The sequence below is a fragment of the Sinorhizobium sp. BJ1 genome, assembly GCF_002531555.1.
Taxonomy (GTDB): Bacteria; Pseudomonadota; Alphaproteobacteria; order Rhizobiales; family Rhizobiaceae; genus Sinorhizobium; species Sinorhizobium fredii_B.
This window is the reverse complement of record NZ_NWTH01000005.1, coordinates 34,255-58,509: the sequence shown is the minus strand read 5'-3', so window position 1 is coordinate 58,509 and position 24,255 is coordinate 34,255. Positions and strand designations below refer to the sequence as shown.

The 24,255-nt window shown below is 60.4% G+C and carries 18 protein-coding genes and 1 tRNA gene; 4 read left to right on the top strand and 15 right to left on the bottom strand.

Annotated features, from left to right (window positions below; translation table 11 throughout):
• Window positions 1–252 precede the first annotated feature (252 nt).
• The 5 genes from CO676_RS08685 to CO676_RS08650 form a co-directional block, all read right to left on the bottom strand.
• Window positions 253–1,263 carry a glycosyltransferase family 2 protein gene (locus tag CO676_RS08685; protein WP_179875447.1) on the bottom strand — a complete coding sequence of 337 codons (1,011 nt, stop codon included), beginning with the start codon at window positions 1,261–1,263 and terminating at the stop codon, window positions 253–255.
• 185 nt (window positions 1,264–1,448) lie between these two features.
• Window positions 1,449–2,219, bottom strand: coding sequence for a Stf0 family sulfotransferase (locus CO676_RS08680; RefSeq protein ID WP_097520429.1), 771 nt, complete (start codon window positions 2,217–2,219; stop codon window positions 1,449–1,451).
• A 458-nt stretch (window positions 2,220–2,677) separates the two neighbouring features.
• Window positions 2,678–2,893, bottom strand: a complete 216-nt coding sequence (locus tag CO676_RS35700) for a hypothetical protein (protein ID WP_097520427.1) — start codon at window positions 2,891–2,893, stop codon at window positions 2,678–2,680.
• 618 nt (window positions 2,894–3,511) lie between these two features.
• Window positions 3,512–3,587, bottom strand: a tRNA-Lys gene (locus tag CO676_RS08655).
• A 229-nt stretch (window positions 3,588–3,816) separates the two neighbouring features.
• Window positions 3,817–4,734, bottom strand: a complete 918-nt coding sequence (locus CO676_RS08650; RefSeq protein WP_097520425.1) for a PhzF family phenazine biosynthesis protein — start codon at window positions 4,732–4,734, stop codon at window positions 3,817–3,819.
• 488 nt (window positions 4,735–5,222) lie between these two features.
• Here CO676_RS08650 and CO676_RS08645 point away from each other — a divergent pair, with 488 nt between their 5' ends.
• Window positions 5,223–6,428 carry an MFS transporter gene (locus tag CO676_RS08645; RefSeq protein ID WP_097520423.1) on the top strand — a complete coding sequence of 402 codons (1,206 nt, stop codon included), beginning with the start codon at window positions 5,223–5,225 and terminating at the stop codon, window positions 6,426–6,428.
• An 81-nt stretch (window positions 6,429–6,509) separates the two neighbouring features.
• Here the strand turns inward: CO676_RS08645 and CO676_RS08640 are convergent, their stop codons facing one another.
• From CO676_RS08640 to CO676_RS08615, 5 genes are all read right to left on the bottom strand, one after another.
• Window positions 6,510–7,238, bottom strand: a complete 729-nt coding sequence (locus CO676_RS08640) for an NUDIX hydrolase (RefSeq protein ID WP_097520421.1) — start codon at window positions 7,236–7,238, stop codon at window positions 6,510–6,512.
• 2 nt (window positions 7,239–7,240) lie between these two features.
• A complete protein-coding gene (locus tag CO676_RS08635) occupies window positions 7,241–8,347 on the bottom strand; it encodes an endonuclease/exonuclease/phosphatase family protein (RefSeq protein WP_097520419.1) in 1,107 nt (368 codons plus the stop codon).
• A 114-nt stretch (window positions 8,348–8,461) separates the two neighbouring features.
• Window positions 8,462–8,905, bottom strand: coding sequence for a TIGR02594 family protein (locus tag CO676_RS08630; protein ID WP_014765018.1), 444 nt, complete (start codon window positions 8,903–8,905; stop codon window positions 8,462–8,464).
• Between the two features lie 684 nt (window positions 8,906–9,589).
• Window positions 9,590–10,165, bottom strand: a complete 576-nt coding sequence (gene gfa / locus CO676_RS08620) for an S-(hydroxymethyl)glutathione synthase (protein WP_097520417.1) — start codon at window positions 10,163–10,165, stop codon at window positions 9,590–9,592.
• Between the two features lie 238 nt (window positions 10,166–10,403).
• Complete coding sequence (locus tag CO676_RS08615; RefSeq protein ID WP_179875437.1) at window positions 10,404–13,322, bottom strand: calcium-binding protein; 2,919 nt, start codon at window positions 13,320–13,322, stop codon at window positions 10,404–10,406.
• A gap of 520 nt (window positions 13,323–13,842) precedes the next feature.
• Here CO676_RS08615 and CO676_RS08610 point away from each other — a divergent pair.
• Together CO676_RS08610 and CO676_RS08605 are read left to right on the top strand one after the other, a co-directional pair.
• The gene (locus tag CO676_RS08610) at window positions 13,843–15,867 is read left to right on the top strand and encodes a BTAD domain-containing putative transcriptional regulator (protein ID WP_097520413.1); all 2,025 of its coding nucleotides are present in this window, start codon (window positions 13,843–13,845) and stop codon (window positions 15,865–15,867) included.
• Window positions 15,868–16,347: 480 nt separating this feature from the next.
• Window positions 16,348–17,472 carry a LuxR C-terminal-related transcriptional regulator gene (locus CO676_RS08605; RefSeq protein ID WP_014765023.1) on the top strand — a complete coding sequence of 375 codons (1,125 nt, stop codon included), beginning with the start codon at window positions 16,348–16,350 and terminating at the stop codon, window positions 17,470–17,472.
• Window positions 17,473–17,511: 39 nt separating this feature from the next.
• On the opposite strand, the gene csgH is transcribed toward CO676_RS08605, so the two are convergent.
• A complete protein-coding gene (csgH, locus tag CO676_RS08600; protein ID WP_097520411.1) occupies window positions 17,512–17,814 on the bottom strand; it encodes a curli-like amyloid fiber formation chaperone CsgH in 303 nt (100 codons plus the stop codon).
• 170 nt (window positions 17,815–17,984) lie between these two features.
• Window positions 17,985–18,344, bottom strand: coding sequence for a hypothetical protein (locus CO676_RS08595; RefSeq protein ID WP_097520409.1), 360 nt, complete (start codon window positions 18,342–18,344; stop codon window positions 17,985–17,987).
• A 534-nt stretch (window positions 18,345–18,878) separates the two neighbouring features.
• Between CO676_RS08595 and CO676_RS08590 the strand changes: the two genes are divergently transcribed.
• Complete coding sequence (locus tag CO676_RS08590; protein ID WP_179875446.1) at window positions 18,879–20,114, top strand: hypothetical protein; 1,236 nt, start codon at window positions 18,879–18,881, stop codon at window positions 20,112–20,114.
• Between the two features lie 469 nt (window positions 20,115–20,583).
• Here the strand turns inward: CO676_RS08590 and CO676_RS08585 are convergent, their stop codons facing one another.
• The 3 genes from CO676_RS08585 to CO676_RS08575 form a co-directional block, all read right to left on the bottom strand.
• Window positions 20,584–22,323 (bottom strand): TRAP transporter large permease subunit, encoded by a 1,740-nt coding sequence (locus tag CO676_RS08585; protein WP_097520408.1) that lies wholly within the window; start codon window positions 22,321–22,323, stop codon window positions 20,584–20,586.
• Window positions 22,320–22,988, bottom strand: a complete 669-nt coding sequence (locus CO676_RS08580) for a TRAP transporter small permease subunit (protein WP_014765028.1) — start codon at window positions 22,986–22,988, stop codon at window positions 22,320–22,322. The genes CO676_RS08585 and CO676_RS08580 overlap by 4 nt, the downstream gene beginning before the upstream one ends.
• A 76-nt stretch (window positions 22,989–23,064) precedes the next feature.
• Entirely contained in the window at window positions 23,065–24,207 is a 1,143-nt protein-coding gene (locus tag CO676_RS08575; protein ID WP_014765029.1) for a TRAP transporter substrate-binding protein, read from the bottom strand.
• Window positions 24,208–24,255 lie beyond the last annotated feature (48 nt).

Below are 24,255 nucleotides of genomic sequence, written 5' to 3'. Positions count from 1 at the left end.
ATTATAAGGGGCCGCAGCGTGCAACCCCAAAGCACTCCCAGAATGTCGCTCGAATTCCCTGAGGTCCTACTGCATGTTTCCTTAAGTCGTAGCCGATTTAAGGATAAAAACATGCAGCAATTCAAAGTGCTGCAACGACCTTTGTGCGTCTGAGAAGACGCACGGCGCTGTAGTCCGCACATGCATTGCAGGCTCTGCTCGAGGGTCTTCGCATCATCTTCCTCACCATCATCTCGCCTGCCAATCGCTGCGTCATCTCTGCTTCGTTGCTTCCCGCGCCCCGTTTTGCTCAAGTGCGAAGGGGATGGGCGCGATGAAACCGAGGTCAAGCAATTGCCTTGATCCGCAAAACCGCACGGAATGCTCGTAAGCAAAATCGAATTCGCCGGTTTTCTCCAGGTCGTTCAACATCTTGCGGTATATGGCCGCCCCGTCGAAATACTGCCCGTCGCTTACCGCCTGCTCGATCTTCTCACGGTAGTCTGAAAAGAATTTGAAGTGCAGGAGCACCCCGGAAATCTCCAGGAAGTTTCTCTCGCACGGCAGCGGCTGGTGAATGCTGACGCTGAGACTACAATTCCTGTCCCAGAAGATCAGCGGATATTTGATAAGTTCCAGCACATGCGCAAACTTGCGCTTCCGCGGCCCGCCCGTGATACTTATCGCCCGCTTCGTGTAGGTAAGTTCATACCCACTGCCGTCGAAATGGTCGGCGATTTCCCAAGGCATGCGATGATCATCGGGGCCGAGGGCGGCTGAGCCGAGCGGCGCGATCGGGTACATGTCGATCATGGGAGCGGCGAGACGCTTTTCGCCCCGCCGTTCGAGTACCCGGATGAGCTTGTCGAGGCGCTGATGCTCAGAATCCTGATAGACCAGAAATTCGTCCGAATCGACGTTGAGATACCATCTATCTCCCCCGTAACGATCGAACAAAGCTTCGCGCCACTCGCGACCACGGCGCGCATCGCGGTAACGCAGGGGTGATCTCCACACATCGACGTCCGCTTGCGAGAGCAGGTATTCGCGCGTCCCGTCGGATGAAACGTCATCGACGCAGATGAAACGCGACACGCCAAGCTTCCTGTAATGCGCCAGGAAGGACGGCATCAACTTCAGGTCGTTATGCGTATTGAAAACGAGCGGAATATCAGCCTTGGTGAGAGGTCGATACCCATCTTCGCGGAGGCAAACGATCTCAATCGAGCGCTTTCTTTTGCGCACCCGAGCCGTGAGCTTGTAGGTCTCATAGCGGGTCAGCAACCGGTCCAGAAGACTCCTTTGGTTCCGCTCGGTCCCAGAATGACGAAAAGGATAATCAAGATCGCCCAAAATCCGCTCCAGTCGGCCGCCACGGTACGAGCGTTTATCCATATCGCCCCGACAATTCAACTCCACAGGGGTAGGAGCGTAAGTGGCGCGCTGCCCGCGATCTCGAACTTGTCCCATCAGAACGCGAAGGGATATCGCGGCTCAAGCCTCCGGGTCGCCAGCTTGAAGAAGTTCTTGATCTTTCCGGGTATGTGTTCGCGGCGATCATAAGCGTCCAACAAGTGTGCGGATCTGCAATCCTCGTGAAAGCGCGTCACCCATTCGTCTGTCAAGTCGTCGCGCTGAACCGCCATCGAGGTCTGGATATTGCCCGGCAGAGGCACCCTCAGGTGTTCGGCAATGCAAGCGATAAACGCAGAAGGGTTCGGCACCAAGTCCTCGTAGACGAACTCTGCGGACTTCGCACCCGTGAGTTCCAGATAGCTCCGCCAGAAACTATAGCTGTCGCGAATATAGAAAAAGCATCTCGCAATCTCTTCAAAATCGTATCGTGGCTCAGTCCGATTTTCGATGTGAGCAGCGAAACTGCGCGTTTGTCTTGCCCTGGCGAAGGAAATTGCTTGGCGCAGCGTGTCTTCACGACGCAGGAAGACGAGCCCGATATCATGAACGGAAAGACAATATTGAATGAAGTCCATTCCATAGGTTTCGCGCGTGATGAAAAGATGGCTGGGGAATATCTTCAGCCCAAAATTTCCATTTCCGGTAGAACTCTTTCTGATGATTTCCTCGAAAAATTCCTCCCACGACAACGAGCTGGTGTCGAGGCGATGGATTTTCGGCGACAGCCATTCGCTTGACCGCCCCATATCTCCCGAATTGTTGATAAGCGAGCCAAGCCAATTCGAGCCGCTTCTCGCCTCGGTCAAAAGTAAATAACCGCGCATAGTGCTCCGTCAGATTCGTCCTGCAACTTCCCAGCCATTGGGTGAGCTAGGGAGAAATATCGGCTTTTTTAGAGCGCCGCTTTGGCGCCCCTGCTACCGGTCTAAATCTCCTCGCCGAGGCTCTTCCAGACGATCCCGGCAATTGCTGCACCGAATAGCGGTGCAATCTAGAACAGCCAAAGTTGGGCAAGCTGCTGTGCCTCTGTTGCGATCGAGGCGAAGCGATCGGTCCAGTCGTAGCCGCCGCGCGTGAGTATCCACACCCGGCCAGGCTCGATGTGCACGGCGAGCCGATACTCCATTTAACTCGAAGGCCCATCCCGGCCCCTTCGGCGGCAGGTCGACGAGCATTGATGCAAGGATCGACGCGCACCGGCATGGGGTCGGCGGAGGTGCATCAGGTGATTTTTTCGAGGGTGACTTGGCCATGCGCCATTAACACATGAAAAGTGCACCTGTTACCGACTGCCTAATGTGAGCATCCCCCGCAGGGCATCCTCTCGTCTCACGCCCGACTGGAACAGATCAATCAGCCTTTGCGCGAGCATTTCCGCCTCTTCGCTGTCGACCCGGAGCTTTCGTAACTCCAACTCGCAGTCGAAGATTTTCTGAAGCAGGCAGAGATCATCCGGCCCGACAGGATCCTGGTACGAGTGAACACTGAAAGGATTCATGACGCGACCCTCCCTCACTGGGGGCGAAAAGCGCGACGTCCCTTCTACGCGGGACCCTTTAATCAAGGCCCCTGACGAAACTAACTGTACACCAAAATTGTGGCAGCCCTGCCACAAACAGAGAACGCTGGATTGACTTTCCGGCGCATGAAAACATATCAGCACCCCGGCGCTGTGCGGGCGCTCATCCATGACATGCGGAACCCATTAAGCCTCGAGTCGAGGAGGATTCCCGCATGCCGAAAAGGATCGCCGAGTTCACGCTCCCGCACATGGTTCTGACGTGCAACCAGTGCGGCCTTAAGGGGGCTACAACGCTCCCACCTGATTTTCGGTGCAGCCAATCTCCAGAAAATTGATCACCGCATTCTTCCGCAGACCGTGGAAGACGATCCGGTTTCCCGGAAGGGCTTGAAGACGATCTGCAACATGTCTGCGCAGATCGTGCAGCACTGGGAGGTGGCTTTGAGAAGCCTCGCGAAGGACGTGATGAAGCTCACGGAATCACGCTGGAGCGAGATTGAGCCGGCCGCTTTTAGGAACAAGAACGGAACGTGGAAACTATTAATCCGGAAATCCCGGATAACATGGAAATTGCGCGATGATTTCAAGAGGCTTTGGTGGGTGATCACGGGCTCGAACCGTGGACCCGCTGATTAAGAGTCAGCTGCTCTACCAACTGAGCTAATCACCCGTCCAGGACCGCGTCGCAGCGGTCTGGTGGGGCGTATAATGGCCTTCGCCTGGCTTGTCCAGCACCCTCTGCAAATTTGTTAGGAAAAATTTCGCGCCGCCTCCGGTCAAGCGGCGACCGAGTGAGCCGCCTCGTTTGCTGCGCATGGCGCCGAGGGTTGAGCCGCGCAAAGATGAACGGGTCCGCTGAACGAGGAGCCCCGCCGGTAACCATCGATGCCCCGCTCCACCTAGACCGCCAATTCCCCCTCGGCAATCTTCACCGCATGACCACCGATACGAGCGGTAGCGATCTTGCCGCCGGTAATGTCGAGATGCAGGTGGATGAAGGAGGGCCGGCCCATCTCCACCCCCTGCTCCACCAAGATCGGGTGATGCCCATCGACAAGCTCGTCGAACAGGTGAATCGCGCCGGAAAGCGCCGCCACCGCCGCGCCGGTTGCCGGGTCTTCGGTGATTCCCATCTCCGGCGCAAACATGCGGGCATGAAAGCGGGCCGTGTGGTTGATGCCGCCGCGACAGTAGAGATAGGCGGCGGCAAGGCGGCCTTCCGCCAGCGGCGCAAGTTGCTCCCAGCGCTGTGGGTCGAACTCCACGGCCGCGACCGCACCGATGTCGTGCAAGGGCACCATGACAAAGGGAACGCCAGCACTCCAGAAGGATATGACATGGTTCTCGAAACCGATCTGCGTCGCCTTGAGGCTAAGCGCATCGGCAATCGCCTGCCTGTCGAAACGCGCATCCAGTCGGCTCGGCTTGCGGGGCAGGTCGAATTCGGCGAAGGTCGCCCTCCCGGGCCGCAGCCGCACCGCCGTGCGCACCGGCCCCACCTTCTGTTCCAGCACCTGCATGAGATCGAGCGGTTTCTCAGTGTCGCCGTAGAGCGCTTCCGCGATCGCGACCGCCGCGCCGACGGTCGGATGGCCGGCAAAGGGCAGTTCGTGCAAAGGCGTGAAGATCCTCAGGCGCACCAATTGGGTGGCATTCCCCGATCGCTGAATGAAGACCGTCTCCGAAAGGTTGAATTCCTGGGCGATCGCCTGCATGGCCGCCTCGCTCAGGTCTTCGGCATCGTACACGACGGCAAGCGGATTGCCCTCGAGAGGCTTCTCGGTGAAGACGTCGTAGATCGCGTAGCGTCGTCCCATGCATCTCCCCTTCGTGAGGCGCGTGTTTCCCCATGCCCCGTCATCCGAGATCCGGTCCGGCGCGAAGCTTGCAACGACCTCGCCCGGGCGGCAAGGCAAAAAACATCTTCTGATTGACCTGAACTGACGATGTAACGCGACTTGCGGCGGCTTTTTGGCCCATCACGCCTCAATGGCAATCGGCCGCACAACTGCTCCTCTTGCCGGTAAATCGAGGCGCTCCGCAAGTCGTGAGGTGGCCAGCCCGCGTTTGAAATGCAAACATCGAGGACAAGGCTGCAGCGCTTGAGAAAGGGCCGTCCAGCGCGACGTCGAGGCGATCGGAAATCATTACCTCGAGAGCATCAGGGTTTGCTTGAGTCATAGGCATAGCCTATGCGCCCTCCAGAACAATGGCTATGAGGAACTGCCGTCCGGCCTCACTACGCGTGAACGCGAGGAGTGGCGTAGTCCGATGGCTTGGCGGAATAGGAGGCTGCTGAGGCACCATGACAAGCGACGCGATGTCACGCAGAGGCATTCCGGCCGGGGTTTGGGCTCTCGGCTTCGTGTCGATGTTCATGGATATCTCCTCGGAAATGATCCACGCGCTGTTGCCCCTCTACATGGTCACCGCGCTCGGGACATCCACGCTCGCCGTCGGTCTGATCGAGGGCATTGCCGAAGCGACGGCCTCGATCACCAAGGTTTTCTCAGGCGCGCTCAGCGACTGGCTCGGCAAGCGCAAGTTCCTCGCCGTCCTCGGCTATGGCCTCGCGGCGATGACCAAGCCGATCTTTCCGCTCGCCACCTCCCTCGAATGGCTGGTGGCGGCTCGCTTCATCGACCGTGTCGGCAAGGGCATCCGCGGCGCGCCGCGCGACGCTCTCGTCGCCGACCTCGCTCCGCCACACCTGCGCGGCGCCAGCTTCGGCCTGCGCCAGTCGCTCGATACGATCGGCGCTTTCGTCGGGCCGCTCCTCGCCATCGGCCTCATGTGGCTGACGGCCGATCAATTCCAGGCGGTGTTCTGGTTTGCGGCGATCCCCGCCTTTGTCTCCGTTGGCGTGCTTCTCGTTGGGGTCAAGGAGCCAGAGCGGCCGAAGGAATTGCGCCGGGTGCGCATGCCGCTGCGTCGTGATGAACTCGGCAGGCTCGGATCGGCCTATTGGTGGGTCGTGGCCGTCGCCGCGGTCTTCACGCTGGCCCGCTTCAGCGAAGCCTTCCTCATTCTGCGCGCCCAGTCGATCGGCCTGTCCCCAGCGCTGGCGCCGGTCGTTCTCGTGATCATGAGCCTCGCCTACTCGCTCTCGGCCTATCCCGCCGGTGCGCTCTCCGACCGCGTCAACCGCTCGACCCTGCTCGTGCTCGGCCTTGCCCTCCTGGTCTTGGCGGACCTTGTCCTCGCCTTCGCGACAGGCATCGCTGCGCTCGGCATCGGCGTGGCGCTTTGGGGGCTGCATATGGGCTTTACTCAAGGTTTGCTGGCGACCTTGATTGCCGAAACGGCGCCGGCGGAACTGCGTGGCACCGCCTTCGGCATGTTCAACCTGGTAACCGGCATCGCCCTGCTGCTGGCAAGCGTAATCGCCGGCGCGCTCTGGGACATCGCCGGGCCGCAGGCAACCTTCATCGCCGGCGCCGTCTTTTCCTTATTGACGATTGCCGGGCTGATTCCAATCAGTTCCCGGCTCGGCCAGCGTGACAGAGCATGACTACCTTCACCCCGACCCGTCGCCTCGGCAGAGAAGTCGCGCCGGACCCATAGACCGAATTCTAATCGCTCCGTTGAGGAATCACCGCGCAAAAAGCCATTTGAGGATCGGCGGGATGAACCCCGGATAGTTGTGCGCCGTCGGTTCCGGGCCACGGATCGCCAGCGCCTCGTCGATCTCCGGATGCGGATCGGCGGCGACATGCGCCGCCACCCGCGCGATGACCTCGTCTGCTGTGGCGGCCAGCCGGAAAACGCGAAAAACGGTGACGGTGCCGTCCATGTGAATGGCGTGCCAGCGCGGCTCGGCGATCGCCTCGGAAAGTGAGATGCCGGTCTCTTCCTTGACCTCGCGAGCGATATTGCCGGCAACATCGCAACGCCCGTCAACGACGTCTTCCGGCTCCAGCGAGCCGCCGGGGCTGTAGACACGGCCGGCATTGGCCGTGTGCGGGCCCATGCGGATGGCGATCAAGGCACCGTCCGAGGAAAGCAGCATGGGCATGCCGAAGATATGGTAGGCGCCCGACTCGCGCGTTTTTCGCCACCACAGGAAAGTCGAGTAGGGAACGATATGCGCCCGCGCGACGATGCGTCCTTCGGCGATACGGACCGACCGCTGCAGCACCATCCTGCCATCGAAGAGATGCGGATTGGCGGCGATCTCGCGCTGCCAGCTTTCTCGCGCCCGCTCCGCCTCGGCAAGGTGGAACGGATGCGGCTCGGCCGAAACCTCTATGTCGATCTCCGAGACCGGGAAGATCGTGCCTTCCGCCGGCCAGGCTGGCCGGTTGCTTTCAAGAAAGGCCATGGTCAGATGTCCAGCGCCATGACGACGGGGCAATGGTCGGAGGCCTTAGGTCTGTCCCAGCCGGTGCGCGGATAACGCTCCACCTCCTGCCCCGCGGGAAAGATCGTTCGGAAGGGCTGGCCGGCGCGGACGATCTCCGGAACGCGGCTGGCGTTGCGCCGCGCCAGCGCCGGTGACAACCAGATGTAGTCGAGCTGGCAGAGGTGCCGTTCCTCCGGACCGCGGCTGTGGAACAGCGTCCAGCGATCAAGTACCGGCCGCCTCGACATGGGGTTCTCGACAAAGCCGTCATGGCTGAGAATATCGAGCGCGCTCATCTCTTCCGCGTGCGGCACGAATTCGTAGCCGTTGCGACGATCGCCGAGGATAACCACCTTCTCCTGATAATCGTTCATGTCACCACAAATGGCGAATATCTTGTCCGCCGTATGGCCGCGGCCGAACCGGCTTTCGATGACATGGCGCACCGCCCTCGCCTCTGCGGTGCGCATGGCCATCGTCGCCTGGCGGCCGTCGAGGCCGTCGCGTGCCGGCCCCATCGATTTGAAATGCACCACATAGAGCGTCAGCGGTCGGCCACCGATCCGCAAATCCACTTCCAGGCAGTCGCGCTTGAAGATGCGATCGCGCGGGCGGCTGGTCAGCGCCAGTTCGTCGTTGAAGAGATCGAGATCCTCATAGGTCAGCGCCGCATGGGTCTTGACCTCCAGGCATTCGATCTGCTGCCCGTCGCGCGTTTCCTCTCGCATCAGCACCGCCACGTCGATGCCGCGCGAGTCGTTGCCTTCGATCAGATACTTCTGCCGGTAGCCGTTGCCGACCATGCGGAAGAGATAGCCATATTCGAAAGCCTGCAAGGCTGCCATGTTGTCGGCCTCCTGCAGGCAGAGGATATCGGCGTCGCAGTCGGCGATGGCGAGCGCCGACATCTGCCGCGTGTCGTCCGTATGCGCGATCGTGCGCGTCTCTTCCAGCCGCTGATATTCCGCTTCGCTGCGCACATCGAAAAGCCTCAGCACCCGGTCCTGCTTGAGCTGATTGCGGAAACCGGAAAAATCGAAGCGGCTCAGGAGGTTCTCGATATTGAAAGTGGCGAGGCGAAGCGACATCGGGCAATCCGCAATTGGAAATGCCGCGGAGATTAGTGCGGGACGAGCAAAGGTGTAAAGCGCGACCCGCCCTTTCCAGCCCGATGTCGATCAGAGCGGCAGCCCTTCTCCGGTCTATCGCCTGACGGCGACCACTTGGCCGCGGCTGAAATAGGACAGTTGCACCCTTCCGGATTGGTTGCCGCCGATCACCCGCGCGGTCGATTTCGACAGCGCGGACAGGATGCCGACGTGATAGCTCCGGCCGGCTCTGACGACGATCACGTCGCCCGGGCGTGCATAAGAGAGCTTGATCGGCGCGCCGAATCTGAGCCAGGACCGCGCAAAGCTATAGCTCTGCGGCGGTTGCCGACCGGCTTTTCGGGCGATCATGCCCATGAAGTGTCCGCACCAGGGCGTGCGTGCCGGATTGATGCCGAGGGCGGCGCGCAGCCGTTTGTTGTGCTTGACCTCGTGCAGTCCCGCATATTGCTGGGCCTGCGCCAGCATGCCTGCCGATGCGGTCTCCGGTGATGTAAGCGCGACAAATGCCGCAGTCAGAAACGCCACAACCTTCATGTGTTGGGTCTCCTTTGTGCGCGGACCGGCCTCATGCCGGCTTGCGCCCGCTCTGCGCCTCCGTCCATCGCAGCAAGTTCACCCTCCACAGACGCGCAAATTTATGCGCGCGCATAGCACCGCCCGCGTCCGGAAGAGCGTCCCGAACGCAGATGAAATGCTCCGGAATCAAAGGGCTAGAGCGTCCTTTATCGAGGCGTGTCTGCGGGCCCGGCGAGCCCAAGTCACCGCAAGATCGAACCTTCGCATGGCTTCGCCCGAGAGCGCTCCGCTCCGGCAACCATGCAAACTGCACCACGCCTACGCTACGACGTACGAAAGACTCTCTAGCGCTTTGAGGCTGCACGTCTCCTGTCGCTGGAACCCGATGTCGGTTTCCAGGCCCGACGTTGCAGCCGGCCCACGAACTGCAAATGGCCGTACCCCAACCTGATGGCGGTCGCTTTGCGAGATATGGAATTCCCCTGCCAGCCGTTGGTCAGCGATGAGGACTTTGCCGGTGAGGTGCAGCGAAATTGTGGCAGGGATCGCGCCCAACGTGCGCGAGGCGCTCATTTCTACGCCGATCCGCCTGGATCGGCCCAAAAATGGTGCGCCTTCGTCGCGAAGTACCGAGATTTTGCGCGCGTGTACATTTGGCGAGCCACCCGCAGCGCGCGCGTGGCCGCATGCAAAAAGGGCGCGCTATTGCTTCAGAACGCCACTCTTCTTCGCAGTCCAGGCGGCAATGAAGTCCATGAGATCGGGCGACAGGCAGTCATAGGGCTCAAGGCCGAGCTGCCTTAGATGATTGCGCACCGAATTCATCCTCGATGGATCGACGCCCGCCTCGATGATCGAGGAGACGAAGGCCGCGAAAGTGGGTTCCGGCCATCCGCGCTCCTGGAAGCGTTCCGGATGAATGAAGGCGAGCCCCTGGAAGGCGTGTTCCCGCTCGATCGGTCCATACAGGTGCACGCCGCATTCGCGGCACCGATGCCGCCGGATCAGCGCCGTCGGATCGACGATCTCCAGCTTGTCGCCGTTTTCAACCACGCTGACATTCTGCTGAGAGGTGACCGCCACGATGGAGAAAGTTGCGTCGGCCGGTTTCCAGCATTTCGTGCAGCCGCAGGCGTGATTATGCGCGATGCCGCCGGAGATCCTGACTTTGACCGGCCGGTCCGTGCAGGCGCAGACCAGCGTTCCGTCGCTGAAGCCCGGATCGCCCTTGGTCAGGCCGTTGTCGAGCGATGGATGCAGTGCAATAGGGGTTTCCATTCGTTCCTCCCCGGACTGACCGCACCCTGCGCTCTGCGAAGGATTGCGGCTTCAGCCTTGAGAATAGCACTGAACGCCCCTGTCGCCGAATGCCCAATCTCTTGGACAAGAGCATTGGAAGACGAGAGAGCGAGCACCATCGCCTCCCCTGTAAAGCTCCGCATATCCTGGTGAATGACGGGGCGGGATGCTGCCGCCCCGCCCCATTTCGCAATCAGAATGGTTTTAACGAAGCCTATCAGAACAGCGAGAAATCGCTGGTCGACAGCGTCGTGACGCCCTTGAGGATCGCCACCAGTTCCAGGTCCGCCTCGGTGCCCTTGCCATCGGCATCGAACCACAACCGGCCGTTATCGGATTCGAACAGGAAGGTGCCCTTGCTGCTCGTCGCCACCGGATCGGCGCCGACGACGAGCGTGACCGTCGCGTCGGCGGCGGCAATGCCGTAGTCGCTGCGATCGATCAGCAGCTTGTCCTGGCCGCGAGTGAAGTCGGTGATGACGTCGCCCTCGCCGTCGCGGCCGGCGCGGTCGAAGACGAAGAGGTCGTTGCCCGTACCGCCGGTCAGCCAGTCGTCGCCGGCGCCGCCGTTCAGCCGGTCCGCCCCACCGCGACCGTCGAGAACGTCGTCGGCTCCGCCGCCATTGAGGGTATTCGCGAGAGCATCGCCGCGGATGACATCGTCATTTGCGCTGCCGTTGATGATCTCGAAATTCTTGACCGTCAGCCCCTGTGCCATGCCCCTGTTCGAAGCCTGGTTCTGAAGATCGAGCACAACCGAGATGTCGCTGGCGTCCGCGAAGGACAACGTGTCGGTGCCGGCGCCGCCGTCGAACGCATCCGTACCGCTGAACACGGTGCGGGTCAGCGTATCGTTGCCGGCATCGCCGAACAGACTGTCACTGCCGGCGCCGTCGCGCAGCACGTCGTTGCCGTCGCCGCCACGAAGCGTGTCGTTGCCGCCATTGCCCTCCAGCCGGTCATTGAGCTTACCGCCGGTGACGGTGTCCTTGCCGGCGCTGCCGAGATAGTTCAGCACCTCGAATGCCTTGAAAGACGTGGTCGCGTCGACGGTGGCGCTGCCGGTCGCGAAGCTGAAGGTAATGTCCTTCGTCTGGTTGCTCGCATCGAGATCGAGCGTGTCGGTGCCGGCACCACCATCGGCCATGTCGCCGATCCCGGCATAGGCGCGGTCGTTGCCGTCCTCGCCGGAGATCTTGTCGCGGCCGCCATAAAAACCGACGCCGTCGCCAGAAAGCGTGTCGTTGCCGAGGCCGCCGGTCAGCGTATCGTTGCCGAGATTGCCGGCGAGCACGTCGTCGCCGGCACCGCCGGTCAGGCTGTCGTGGCCGCTGCCGCCGTGCAGTGCGTCATTCAACGCGCCGCCGGCGAAGATGTCGTTGCCGCTGCCGCCGACGAGTTTCACGCGCTCGATGTTCTTGACGGTGACCGGAGCATTGCTGACGGTGACCGAGGGCGACAATTTGAAGGTGATCCCGGCGGAGTACTTGGAGAAATCAATCGACGCGTAATCCGTACCCGTTCCGCCATCCACCGTCAGCTTGCCGGTCGATGCGCTCCGCTCGAAAGAGTCGTTGCCGGTGCCGAGATCAACCGTGTTGTGCGCGGCCACGCCGCTGCTGTCACCGACAGTGACCGTGTCGTTGCCGTCGCCGGCCTTGATGACATTGGTGCCACCAAAGTCGATAAGGCGGTCGTTGCCGGCGCCGGCAGACAGATTGTCGTTGCCAGTGCCGCCGTCGAGCACGTCGGATCCGTTGGTGCCGATCAGCGTGTCGTTGCCGGCATAGCCGGCGAAGTTGACGCTTTGAGCGGCGCCGACCGACTTCACGACGTCATTGCCGGAACCGAATTGCACCTGGTAGCGCTCGAAATTCTTGAGCGAAGTCTCCTCGGAAAGAGCGGCGCTGGCGCCTGTCGCGGAGAAGGTCAGGTCCGCCGTCGCCGAGCGACGATCGACAGTCACGTGGTCGGTACCGAGGCCGCCATCGGCCTTGTCTGCCCCGCCATCGCCCAATTCCACCCGGTCGCTGCCGTCGCCGGCAACAACGCTGTCCTTGCCGAGACCGCTCCTGACATGATCGTCGCCGGCACCGGCATTGACGATGTCGTCGCCTGCCGCGCTGTCGATGAAATCGGCACCGGTGCTGGTGGTGATCGTGTTGGCGCCACTTCCCGCCGCGGTGATGGTGTAATTTTCCATGCCGATGAAGGTCGTTCCGCCGGCAATCGTATTGACAACATTCGCTGCTTTCGCGGTGAAATTGCCGGTAAAGTTCGTCAGCACGAGACGGTCGTTGCCGCTGGCGTCGGTGATCGTGTCCTTACCGTCGCCATAGCGGTAGGTGATCGTGTCGTTCCCTGCCCCGCCCTCGACCTTGTCGTCGCCGGCGCCGCCATCGAGTGCGTCGTTACCATCATCGCCGAACAGGCTGTCGATGCCCAAACCTCCGGAAACGGTGTCATCGCCCGTGCCGCCACGAACGTTGTCATTGCCGCCGTCTCCGGAAAGGAAGTCCATTCCCTGGTCGCCAGTGAGAATATCGTCACCGTCATCGCCGTTGAGGAAATCCGTGCCATAGCCACCCTTGAGAGTGTCCTTGCCGAGCCCTCCCATCAGGAGGTCGGCGCCGCGGCCACCGGTCAGCTTGTCGTCGCCGGCACCGCCGGTGAACATGTCGCTGTAGTTGCCGCCGGTGATCGTATCGGCGAAGTCGGTCCCGGTAATGCTGAAAGCTTCGACATTGGTGGTCTTGATGTTGCCGATCAGCGTCTGGGGCGCGATCCAGTCCTTGATCGCGATGTTCACGCCAGCGGCAAGGTCGGAATAATCGACCGTGAGTCGATCGGTGCCCGAACCGCCATCGACAATATCACCGACTCCGGAAGACGGAACGTCGGCCATAATCATGTCCTGACCGGAGCCGCCGTTGACAATATCGCTTTCGCCGCCGCCGTCGAGAAAATCATTGCCGCTATTGCCGTTCAGCGTGTCCTTGCCCGTATCGCCCAAGATAAAATCGCCCTGGAACGAGCCGCTGAGAGTATCATTGCCTCCGAGGCCGATAATCTGGTCAGCGCCGAAATTGCCGTTCAGCGTATCGGCCCCGTCCGTGCCCATTATATTTGTTGCCATTAGTATCTCCTGAGGATTGCTGACATAGAAACTCCGTTCGCCGGCAGCGTCCGGCGTCGAAGCGAATTGAACTCTTTGAAATTGCTGCCGCAGCTGGGACATGGCGGCATGCGGTTGGAATGTGCTTGGCTAGCGGATTTTGATCATCCCTAATCTTTCTCTTCGAATCGGACGCCTTACGTCCATGTCCGCCATATTGTTCAGAAAAAACCGTCGCGGTGTTCCCCTGGATACAGCCGGCGATAGGCAATGAATTTACTTCAATCCTCGAAAATACCGCCTATGGAGTGAGCGGATCATGCTGAAAGACTTGAGTTTCTTTACCGTTTGTGATGCACGTTGTGCTTTACTCTGACGCGACAATGGCTGTTCACAACGTTCCTTCCGAAACCTGCTCCGTGCTGCCGCGTGCATATTTCATCGCTTGGCGCCGAGGGCGTCGCGCTCCGATGCCGCTTGTCGCACCGGTGCGCATCCCAATTGAAAATTGAACAACAGCCATTCGTGAAAAGAGCGTGAAATGAACGAGATACCGCGGTTTTCAGAGAACTTCCGTGGGTTGCAGATAGAGTTCAATCTGCTGGGAGGATTCGCTGTGCGCTCCGCCACCGGTGAGGCGCTGATCCTGCCGACCGCCAAGATTCGGCTTCTCGCCGCCTATCTGGCTTTGTCGGCGGGCCAGTATCAGGCTCGCTCCAAGCTGTGCGCGCTTTTCTGGGAGGACCGGGGCGCCGAGCAGGCGCGGGCAAGCCTGCGCAATGCGCTGGCGGCGATCCGTGCCGTCCTGGGCGACCGCGTTCTGATCGCCAACCGCGAGGCGGTCATGCTCGACCCGAATTTCGTTTCTACCGACGTCGATGAACTCAAGTCGCTCCTGGGCCGAACTCCGGCCATCGCGGACGCCGAGACGGCGCGACGCTTGGCCGCGGAGCTTCTGGAAGGCTTGACGGTCTCGGGGGAGGAGCTGACGGAATGGCTCGAGTTTGAACGCACGCGATGCCGCAATCTATCGGAAGCATTGCTTTCCAGAACTACGGAACAGCTTGCCGAGCACGGCGACGAAGCTGCAGCCGTAGCGCTCGCCCAGCAACTAGTCGCGCTCGACCCGTTTCGAGAAAAGAGTCATCGATTGCTGATGCGCCTCTATGCACGCCAAGGGGAGCGTTCGCTTGCCGCAGCGCAATTCCAGACCTGTCGCCAACTGCTTGCCGACGAGCTCGGAACCGCGCCCTCGCCGCAGACCGTCGCCCTGGCCCATGAGCTGTCGTTGGACGCAACGCCCGCGCGGGAAGCCAGACGCCTGGAGCTCGCACCCTCCCCCATCCAGCACGAGGCAGCACGCGGTGCGAATACCGATTTCCGCATTTCCATCGCTGTCCTGCCCTTTCTTCGTCCGGCGGAGGATGCCGATCAGTCGTTCCTCGCGGAAGGGCTCGCCGAGGATCTGATCACCGAGCTTTCGCGCCACAAGGATTTCCTCGTCATTGCCCGCCAATCGACCTTCGCCTTCGGCGCCGGCCCGCGGCTTGCGGAGCACGCCGCCCAAGCTCTTGACGTTCGTTATGTGCTTACCGGAAATCTTAGGCGGCGAGGAGATGATCTGAGCCTCGGCGTCCAGCTCATCGACACCGCTACCCACCGGACTGTTTGGGCCGAACGCTATGCACGCAAACTCGCAGAGCTATTCGCGGTTCAGGATGAAATCGTCGGCCTCATCATCACGGCCGTCGACGCAGAAGTGCGTTCGTCCGAGCGCGAGCTGGCTCTACGCAAACTGCCCGAGACCATGGACGCGTGGGAACTTTTCCATCGCGGCCTCTGGCATGTCTACAATTTCTCCATGGATCAAATCGAGGCGGCGGAGCACTACTTCAGGCGCGCGACAGAGCTCAATCCGCGGTTTGCTCTCGGACATGCCGGCTTGGCGCAGGCAGCGGTCGTTCGCGTTGTCTGGCAGATGTCGGACGACATCCCCGCCACACTTGAGTCCGGCCTCGTGCATGCCCGTTACGCCGTAGCCCTCGATGGCGCCCACCCCTACCCGCACGTCATGCTGGGGAGGCTTCTCACCTGCCGGGGCGAACTTGGCCTTGCGCATGACCACCTTCGCATCGCGACAGAGCTTAACCCGAGCTACGCCCACGCTCATTACGCGGTGGCGCAGGTGCATATCTGGTCGGGGCAGCCGGCCGAGGCGCTTCCCCACATCGATCGCGCCATCCGGTTCAGTCCGCGGGATCCCCTTCTCAGCATGTTCATGACTGTTCGTTCGGTCTGTCTTTTTCTGATGGGCGACACGACCGGTGGGGAGGCCGCAGCCCGAGCGGCGATCGGTCGTCAGGCGCGCGAAAGCTGGTCGCGCCTTGGGCTCGCCGCAGCACTCATCGAGAGCGGTCGGACCGACGAGGCACGGGCAGCCGTGGCCGAGGCAAAAGCGCTGATGCCGAACCTGTCGATCGCCAGTCTCGACAATCTGATCGGGCGAATGGCATCAGCTCCGCGTCAGCGCATCATAGAAGTATTGCAACGGGCGGGTCTCCAATAATCAGCCTTGGTACGGGCAAAAAGTCCTCCATCGCGCATCCGATCGCACTGCAGTGCAGCATGTGCTAAATGCCTGAAACCAGTGGCAGTCCAGGAAGCCCCCGCGCTGCCGCGTCGCCGAATTGGTGCACTGCAAGGCAACTCCTCCTCCGAAATTTCAAGATTATTCTGGAGGAATTGCTAAAATACATGTATCTTTCGAGCTAGATCATCCTTGAGAGGGGGAAGAACTCTGGGGATTGATCGAAGTGATAAGATAAATATTTGCTGTACCGAGCCCAGAGTAACGTCTGTAGGCTGCCATATTCGCGTTCCGCAAGAGGGACATTCTGTATCTTCTTTAACGCCCTGCGAGAGCAGAGATTTTTTCTATTAGCGGCCAATTGCTACATCACCGATTCATCTCGAACAAATTGTGAACAAAGTTTCTATTGCGTGTGTCGACATTGAAAGGGGCGTTTTGTAACCGGAGTACTGGACGATGTCAGATGCGTACCAAGACAAGTTATTGCTCAGCCTCATTCAAGCGATTTACGAGACGGTGTTATTACCCTCCGCTTGGGACCGAATTGTCGCAGATCTGACGAAACTCGCGCGGGCGGAATCGGGCGCTATCCTCGGCTTCGAGGGGCCGGACAACAGGAAAATCAGCCTCGCGGTCAAGGGGGTGCAGAGGTCGGCTCTGCTGGACGTGGATACGCTTTCGGCGCTTGACGAGGCCACGCTCGCGATGGGCTTGGGAGCTATTGCGACATTGCCAGTAAACCTGGCGAACAGCGCGCCGTGGTCATCCGCGTTGCGCCGCTGCTTTGGCGAGGATGGCAAGATTCTCATTCTGCTCGTGTCGAAGGAAGGAAGCCGGCGAATTGTCGTCGCCTGTTTCTTCCCGCACGCAGCCGACAACCACCTGGCGATAGCCGCCGAAACGCTGATGAAGGTTCTCCCCCATTTCCAGACGGCGTTCGCCTTGCAGAAGGCGATGGTTAACGAACGGGAAAAGTCGACCCGCACGGAACGGGCTCTGAGAAGCTGTGCCACGTCGTCGGCCATCGTCACCGCTGATCTTCGCGTGAAATTTGCCAATCGTCGGTTTGGTCGGTTCGTCGATGCCCCAGGTTCGTTCATCGACTTCAGGGATGAGGTGCTTGAATTCCAGGACGAGGAGCTCCAGACGGAGGTCGAGGATCTGATCGAACAGGCGCGCGTCAACAAGCACGATCACCACCTGCGCTGGGCGAAGAGCAAGCGAACGGGCGTGAGCTGGATTGTCAGCGTCGATTTCTTGTCGTTTGGCAGCGACACCTATCGATTCGGCAACGTCTTCTCCAGCAATGAGCCGAGTTTTCTTCTGACGATCCGGGAATTGAGCCGAAACACCTTGTTGACCCCCGACGATATCAAGACAGTGTTCGGGCTCACGCCAACCGAAGCTGCGTTGGTGCATTCCCTTGCCAACGGCGATGCGCCGTCCGACATCGCGAAACGCCGGGGCGTTTCCAAGAATACCGTGCACAATCAGCTCGCATCGGCGATGGGGCGACTCGGCATTCGTCGACAGGCGCAGCTCCTGAGTTCGCTCGCCGTCCTGTCGTTTTTCACGAAGTGACAGCGAGCGTTCCGTACGTCCATCCTTGAGCATCGCGCGTCACGGAACCGAACTTTCGCACAGCAACGTCCCATCGGCGCGATAGACGGACAAGCGAGCGGTCCACACATCAGGTGCGGTGCTGACCAGGATTGTCGAAAGCTCCTGCCGTCCGGCCTGCTCGCTCGCGAACGCGCCGGCTTGTACATTCGTGGACGATTCCGTCGTGACCTTGAAGTGATAGGTGCCCCTTTCGCTCCAATCGCTATGCAATGTCGCGACCAAGGAGGTCAGAGTGTGGGTTTTGGAATGCTCGATGACACATTCTATCGGAGCATAAGCAACTGCGTCCAGGCTGATCATGGTCTCGTCTCCGGCAGATTGTTTTTCAAGAACAGAAGACCGGCCGCCACTACAGCGCGGCGCGTCTTATCAGACGCGCAAAGGCGCTGTAGCACTTTGAAATTGCTGCATGCTTTCCTTAACCGGTTGATTTAAGGAACATGCGGTGGCGGCCGGTGCATCGAAATCGATCAGTCCTGCACCGTGATAGAGAGATTTCCTTCGCCGTCCTGCTGGGTCAGCGATTTGTTGTACACGCCGAACTGGAACGTGCCGGACGCGTTGTATTTGCCCCTCTGCAAGGTGATCGCCTTGTTGTGCTTCCCGAACTGCGCCGTTCCGGAAACATTTCCTTTGCCATCCTGGACAGACACGGAGTGGTTACCCTTGCCGACTTGTCCTGTGCCGGAGAAGTTGCCCCAGCCCGACTGGCCGGTTGCAGACATGTTGCCGAAGCCCTTCTGGCTGGTGACGGATACGTTATTGCCGGCATAGGCCGAAGAAACGGTCGAGAATGCGAGAAGTGCGGATATTGCGAGTGTCTTGAGCATGACCTGTCTCCCTTGGACGCCATCATGGCGCAAGGAAACCGTCGCAGAATTACTCTGTTTAGTACTCATTAACATCTAGCTAGAAGATGGATACGTTTCAGGCGGACACTATGCGTTTCATATCAGAACCATATGCTCCAACGTTCGTGCCCTTAGTAGAATTATACCATTGAGCCACGGAAATTGGTCCAACTTCAAGATTAACAAACTTCGAAATCTGCAATCTGGATTATGTTTGCCGATGCCGGTTCGTCGGCGGCGACGTGCTTCGAAGACCGAAGGCGTGCAGTCGCGCCACTCTTTTTTTACCAATTGCTGAAATACTGCCGATGAACGCCTTGTTCGCCTCAAGATGGATCCGCCAACCGCGCGCCATCCAAGCGGCACGACTGAGCAGTACTGAGTATCAGTGGATAAGGGGAAAACGTTCTGAACGCCGACGATGTGGGGCGGCATCCCTCGACCGACGGGCCGCACGGCAACATCACCGCTTTTCTTGCTCGATTGCCGAGCCACTTCGCCGGTGTTTTGGCGATGGTCGTCTGTTGGCAGCAGTCAACCAACGTGAGGGCCGACGAGCCGATCAAGACGATGTTGAGTTCAGCAGACGCCCCGACTTTCTCCTGGGACTTTGGTGCCAGGTGGGAAGACGTCGACACGCCGGACCTGTTCTCGAACGTCACCTTTCCCGGCGCGCAACCGAGGGGTTTTGAGCCCCCCGATCTTGTTGGCACCAGAACGAATCTCTCGTTCAGGCTGCCGCTCGAATATCCTGGGATTGGTCGATTCTTCCTCGAATGGGACGGAACGATTTCGCATGCAAGTGGCTCCTCCCGGAAGGTCGTGCAGCCGACCGGCAGCAGCTTCGACTTCGTCGCCGGCGAACCAGCCGGTGGCAACATCTCCCTGGCGACGGCTTCCGACCTGATGGGTGCGACCGCCGCCGGCACGATCCATTTCACGGATACCTTGGGCGACGATGCCGGAATCATGGCCTTCGCCCACTCGCCCGCGGGAGACGGCAATGTCGTCACACAACATGCCATCAGCGGCACGCAATCGGGTGCCGCTTTCCTGGCCTTGGTCACCAGCGGCAATACACCATCGGCCGCGGCTTACGCCGCCTTCGTGGACGACCGCGGCCTATTCTTTCAAGCCCTCGGCGACCTCGACGGAACTGTGATAAAATCGACGGTCGAGCAACAGGCGAGCCATTTCGATCAGACGCTCTGGCTCGGAGCATCCCTCGATCTTGCAAATGGCTGGACGATCACGCCGAGGCTGGGCCCGACGTATCGATCGACAAGGCAGGACACCGTCTATCGCACGGAAGTCGACATCGATGAGAGCATTGTGTCGGGAGCCGCAATTCCGGCAATCGGCTACCATGAGACGGTGAGGCTCTCCGCCGACTATTACGGCGTCGTCTCCGGTTTCAGCGCAGAGACACCGGTTTCTGAAAACGTCTGGCTTCGGATCAATTTCAGTGCAGGTATTGCGCATTACAAGGCGCGCCTTGACAATCGCACTACCGCAATTTTCCCGGAGGCCGACATCACCTTATCCTCCACCGGGCAACGGCGAAGTGGTGGCACCTTCCTTGCCGATTTGAGCGCTGCCATGATCTTTTCGTCGCATGAAAGCCTCGCGTTGAAGTTCGAGGCCGGCACCAGTTTCCTCGCCGATGTGCCGATTTATCGGTCAAGCAAGCTTGGAACGGACCCCACGCAGAGCTACTTCCTGGCCGTCGGCCTCGAACATCGCTTCTGAGGAATGGCGTCACGGTCCAAAGGACGCCGATCTCCCGCTGACGCTCTCGCCGCCGCCTCCATCAGGTCGGGATGTTGGTGGCCTGACCGCTTCGGGAATAAAACGTCGGGTTGCGCAAGAATCGATCGTGCATCGTTACAATTCGCCCTGAAAAGTTACTGGACCGAAGCCGCGGATGTGGCGAAGATACGCCTGCAAATCAGCGAATTGATTTCAGTATCAATTTAGATCAGAGCTCGCTGCGAAAGCGAGCTCTGATTGGAGAAGGGAACCGGTTGAGTTCGCGGGCGGCTCTCGGGGAAACGTGCTGATCGGTATAGCCCAAGACATTCCAGGGCGGGCGCGACATTACCGCCAAGATGACTGCGCCATAGGTGGGACATTTCACCGCTGTCTTGAAGGGCCTGCTTGCTGACAGCGGGCCCTTTCTTTCTCTCCGGAGAGCTGCAACGGTTCGACGCAATTCGCTCTAATCATAGAGATAGTTCGGCAGCCACAGCGTCATGCCAGGCCAGATATACATGATGACCATGCAGAGGATGACGATCAGCATGTAGGGCATCATGCCCGCGAAAATCTGCTTCAGCGTGACGTGCGGCGGGGAAACGCCCTTGAGATAGTAGGCGGACATCGCGACCGGCGGCGACAGGAAGGCCGCCTGGAGGTTGACGAAGACGAGAACGCCCCAGACGATCGGATCGATGTCGAAGTGCCTGAGCATCGGCAGGAAGATCGGTACGAAGATGATGATGATTTCCGTCCATTCGAGCGGCCAGCCCAGGACGAAGATGATCGCCTGCGACAGGATCATGAACTGCAGCGGCGTGAGATCGAGGGCAAGCACCCATTGCTCGACCAGCGCCTGGCCACCGAGGATCGCGAAGACGGCAGAAAAGAGCGCCGAGCCGACGAAGAGCCAGCAGACCATCGCCGTTGTCTTCGCCGTCAGGAACACCGCTTCCTTGGTTCGCTTCCAGTTGAGCGTTCCGGCCTGCAACGCGAGCAAAAACGCCCCCGCCGACCCGACCGCGGCGGATTCCGTCGCGGTTGTGATGCCGAAGAGGATGACGGCAAGCACGAGGATGGTGAGGATGGCGAGCGGCATGACCGAGGAAGCCAGAAGCTTCACGACCTGGAGCCGCTCCGCAGTCATGTTGCGGTAATAGCGGACGAGCAGGATCAGCATGGCCACCGCCGCCAGCCCGAACCACAGGTAAAAGCTCGTAGCCGGGCCGTCGACGGCCGTCGGCCCGGCATCTGCCGAAGGTGCTCCGAGTTCCTCCAGACCCTCGGGCGCTTCGGCTTCAGCCCCCTCAGGATGGATGACCACATACCACCAAACGAGCGCCAGCGTGCACGCCGTCAACAGAAAGGGGACGAACGCCGCGCCCGCGTTCTTAATGAGCTTCCAATAAGTAAGCCGCCCTTCCTCCATCTCGATCGCCAGTGCCCGCCGCGGCGAGACCAGGGCGGCAAGAAGCCCGACCAACATGTTGCGCGAATAGAGCGCCTCGAAGCGCCTCATCCAGCCGGGTACCGGAACCCGCGTCTGTTCCTCAGGCAGGGCCGGCGCAATCTTCGGGTTGAGCGCCGCCCAGCCAAGAACATAGGCAAGATAGAGAAAAGCCAGGAAGAAGCCCGGGAACATCGTCGCGGCATAGAGTTTGACGACCGATTGCCCGGCGACCGCCGCATAGACGATGATCATCACCGAGGGCGGAATCAGGATGCCGAGCGTGCCGCCCGCGGTGATGACACCGGAGGCGAGCTTCACGTCGTAGCCGGCGCGCAACATGGGGTTCATGGCGATCACCCCCATCAGCACCACCACCGCGCCGACCAGACCGCTCGCGATGCCCCAGAAGGTGCAGATGATAAGCGTCGTCACCGCAAGCGATGCCGGCACGCGCCGGAAGGAGAGCTGGACGCTGTAGAACATCTTGTCGACGAGCGCGCCGCGCTCCATCACGTAGCCCATCAGCACGAAGAGCGGGATGGAGATCAGCACGTCGTTGGTCATGGCGCCGTAGGTGCGCTGGACCATCAGGTCGAAGACGCGATTGTCGATCCAGTGCTCGGTCGGGTTGTAGAAGGCGTAGAAACCGAACAGCATGCCGAGTCCCATCAGCGTAAAGGCCGTCGGGAAACCCATCATGATGACGACCACGATAAGACACAGCATTGTCAGCCCGAGAAAAGGGTCGCTCACGGTTCAGCCTCTCCCCCCATGCCGCGCTGCCGCGCCGCCCTTTCGATCTCCTGGGCGCGCTCGATGGCCGCTTCACGCGTTGCAGCGTCGATGTGTTCACTATGCGCAAGCTGTTCGGCAACGACGTCAAGCTCCTCGACGTCCTTAAGCCGCTGTGGCCACTCCCCCGTTCTGAGACAGACGACACAGCGGCCGATCTCCGCGAGCCCCTGCAGCATCACGAGCACGCCGGCGATCGGAATAACGGTTTTGAAGTAGTAGATCGGCGGCCCTTCCGCCGTAACGGTCGAGTGTTCGCCGATCCGCCAGGACAACGCTGCATAGGCGTAGCCGGCATAGATGAGGGCGGCGATGCCCGGCAGGAAGAACAAGACATATAGCAGCAGATCGAGCCCGGCCTGTGTGCGGGGCCTGAGCGAGCTATAGACGAAATCACCGCGCACGTGGGCGTTCTGCGCCAGCGCATAGGCGCCGGCCAGCATGAACAGCGTGCCGTACAGCATGTTGCTGGCGTCGAAGATCCAGGCGGTCGGCGCGTTCAGGAGGTAGCGCTTGAACACCTCCACGCAGACGAGCATCATCAGCCCGATGATCAGCCATGCGGCGGCCTTGCCGACCCAAACGCTGATCTCGTCGATCCTGATCAGAAAACGCTGAACGTCCACGCGCCCCCCCAGAATGCCTCATGCTCCGATCACGCGCCACCGGCATCGGCCCGGTGGCGCGTGAAAGGTGAGAATGTCAGAGCGACTTCGCCACTCCGTCCTTTCCGAAATAGTGGTCGAACGCCAGCCGCCGGCCGACGACGGTATCCTGTTCCCAACGAGTCGCACGCTCGGCAAAGGCGATCTGGGACTGGATGACCTCCTTGAACAGCGGGTTTTCCGCCGCCTTCTTCTTCACCACCTCGTCGTAGACCTCCAGCTGTCTCTTGAGGATCGCTTCCGGCGTCTTGTAGAACTTTACCTGGTCGGAGGTCTGCATCGCCACATAGTCCCGCGAGTAGCGGTCGATCGCCTTCCAATGCATGTCCTGGGAGGCGGCCTCCGCCGCGTTGGAGATGATCGCCTTCATCTGCTCCGGCAACTGGTCGTATCGCGCCTTGTGGAACAGGATCTCGAACTGCTCGGCATTCTGGTGATAGCTCTGCAGCATGCAGATCTTCGATACGTCCGGGAAACCGAGCACCCGGTCGGACGAGGCATTGTTGAACTCCGCCGCGTCGAGCAGCCCGCGATCGAGTGCGGCGACGATCTCGCCGCCCGGCAAGGCGTTGACGGCCGCGCCGAGCCCGGTGAAGACGTCGATCGAAATGCCGACCGTACGGAATTTGAGGCCCTGGATGTCCTCGGCCTTGGCAACCGGCTTCTTGAACCAGCCGAGCGGCTGTGTCGGCATCGGCCCGTAGAGGAACGAAACGACATTGGCGCCGATCGATTCATAGAGCTTGGCAAGCAGATCCTTGCCGCCGCCGTATTTGTGCCAGGCGAGCAGCATGTTGGCGTCCATGGCGAAGCCAGGCCCCGAGCCCCAGAGCGCCAGCGCCGACTGCTTGCCGTAGTGGTAGGCGACGACGCCGTGGCCGCCGTCGAGCGTCCCTTGAGACACCGCATCGAGCAGACCGAAGGCCGGCACGACTGCGCCCGCCGGCAGCACCTCGATCTTGAGGTCGCCGCCCGTCATATCGTTCACCTTCTTGGCGAAGTCGAGCGCGAATTCGTGAAAGATATCCTTCGATGGCCAGGTGCTTTGCCAGCGCATGTTGGTCGGCCCTTGCGCCTTGACGACGCTCGGCGCCGCGACTGCCGCTGCGCCCGCCATGGCAGCGCCGCTCAGGAATTGGCGACGCGACGTTTTCCCCCGGGTCCGGGTTCCTTGCTTCATGTCTTCCTCCCAGAGCCTGCGCAGGTTAGGAACAAAGTTTCCGCAGGC

What these genes read in the sequence shown, in the direction of transcription:
- CO676_RS08680 (WP_097520429.1), bottom strand. Translation starts at nt 2,219, where the DNA reads ATGCGCGGTTATTTACTTTTGACCGAGGCGAGAAGCGGCTCGAATTGG.
- CO676_RS35700 (WP_097520427.1), bottom strand. Translation starts at nt 2,893, where the DNA reads ATGAATCCTTTCAGTGTTCACTCGTACCAGGATCCTGTCGGGCCGGAT.
- CO676_RS08650 (WP_097520425.1), bottom strand. Translation starts at nt 4,734, where the DNA reads ATGGGACGACGCTACGCGATCTACGACGTCTTCACCGAGAAGCCTCTC.
- CO676_RS08645 (WP_097520423.1), top strand. Translation starts at nt 5,223, where the DNA reads ATGACAAGCGACGCGATGTCACGCAGAGGCATTCCGGCCGGGGTTTGG.
- CO676_RS08640 (WP_097520421.1), bottom strand. Translation starts at nt 7,238, where the DNA reads ATGGCCTTTCTTGAAAGCAACCGGCCAGCCTGGCCGGCGGAAGGCACG.
- CO676_RS08635 (WP_097520419.1), bottom strand. Translation starts at nt 8,347, where the DNA reads ATGTCGCTTCGCCTCGCCACTTTCAATATCGAGAACCTCCTGAGCCGC.
- CO676_RS08630 (WP_014765018.1), bottom strand. Translation starts at nt 8,905, where the DNA reads ATGAAGGTTGTGGCGTTTCTGACTGCGGCATTTGTCGCGCTTACATCA.
- gfa (WP_097520417.1), bottom strand. Translation starts at nt 10,165, where the DNA reads ATGGAAACCCCTATTGCACTGCATCCATCGCTCGACAACGGCCTGACC.
- CO676_RS08615 (WP_179875437.1), bottom strand. Translation starts at nt 13,322, where the DNA reads ATGGCAACAAATATAATGGGCACGGACGGGGCCGATACGCTGAACGGC.
- CO676_RS08610 (WP_097520413.1), top strand. Translation starts at nt 13,843, where the DNA reads ATGAACGAGATACCGCGGTTTTCAGAGAACTTCCGTGGGTTGCAGATA.
- CO676_RS08605 (WP_014765023.1), top strand. Translation starts at nt 16,348, where the DNA reads ATGTCAGATGCGTACCAAGACAAGTTATTGCTCAGCCTCATTCAAGCG.
- csgH (WP_097520411.1), bottom strand. Translation starts at nt 17,814, where the DNA reads ATGATCAGCCTGGACGCAGTTGCTTATGCTCCGATAGAATGTGTCATC.
- CO676_RS08595 (WP_097520409.1), bottom strand. Translation starts at nt 18,344, where the DNA reads ATGCTCAAGACACTCGCAATATCCGCACTTCTCGCATTCTCGACCGTT.
- CO676_RS08590 (WP_179875446.1), top strand. Translation starts at nt 18,879, where the DNA reads ATGGTCGTCTGTTGGCAGCAGTCAACCAACGTGAGGGCCGACGAGCCG.
- CO676_RS08575 (WP_014765029.1), bottom strand. Translation starts at nt 24,207, where the DNA reads ATGAAGCAAGGAACCCGGACCCGGGGGAAAACGTCGCGTCGCCAATTC.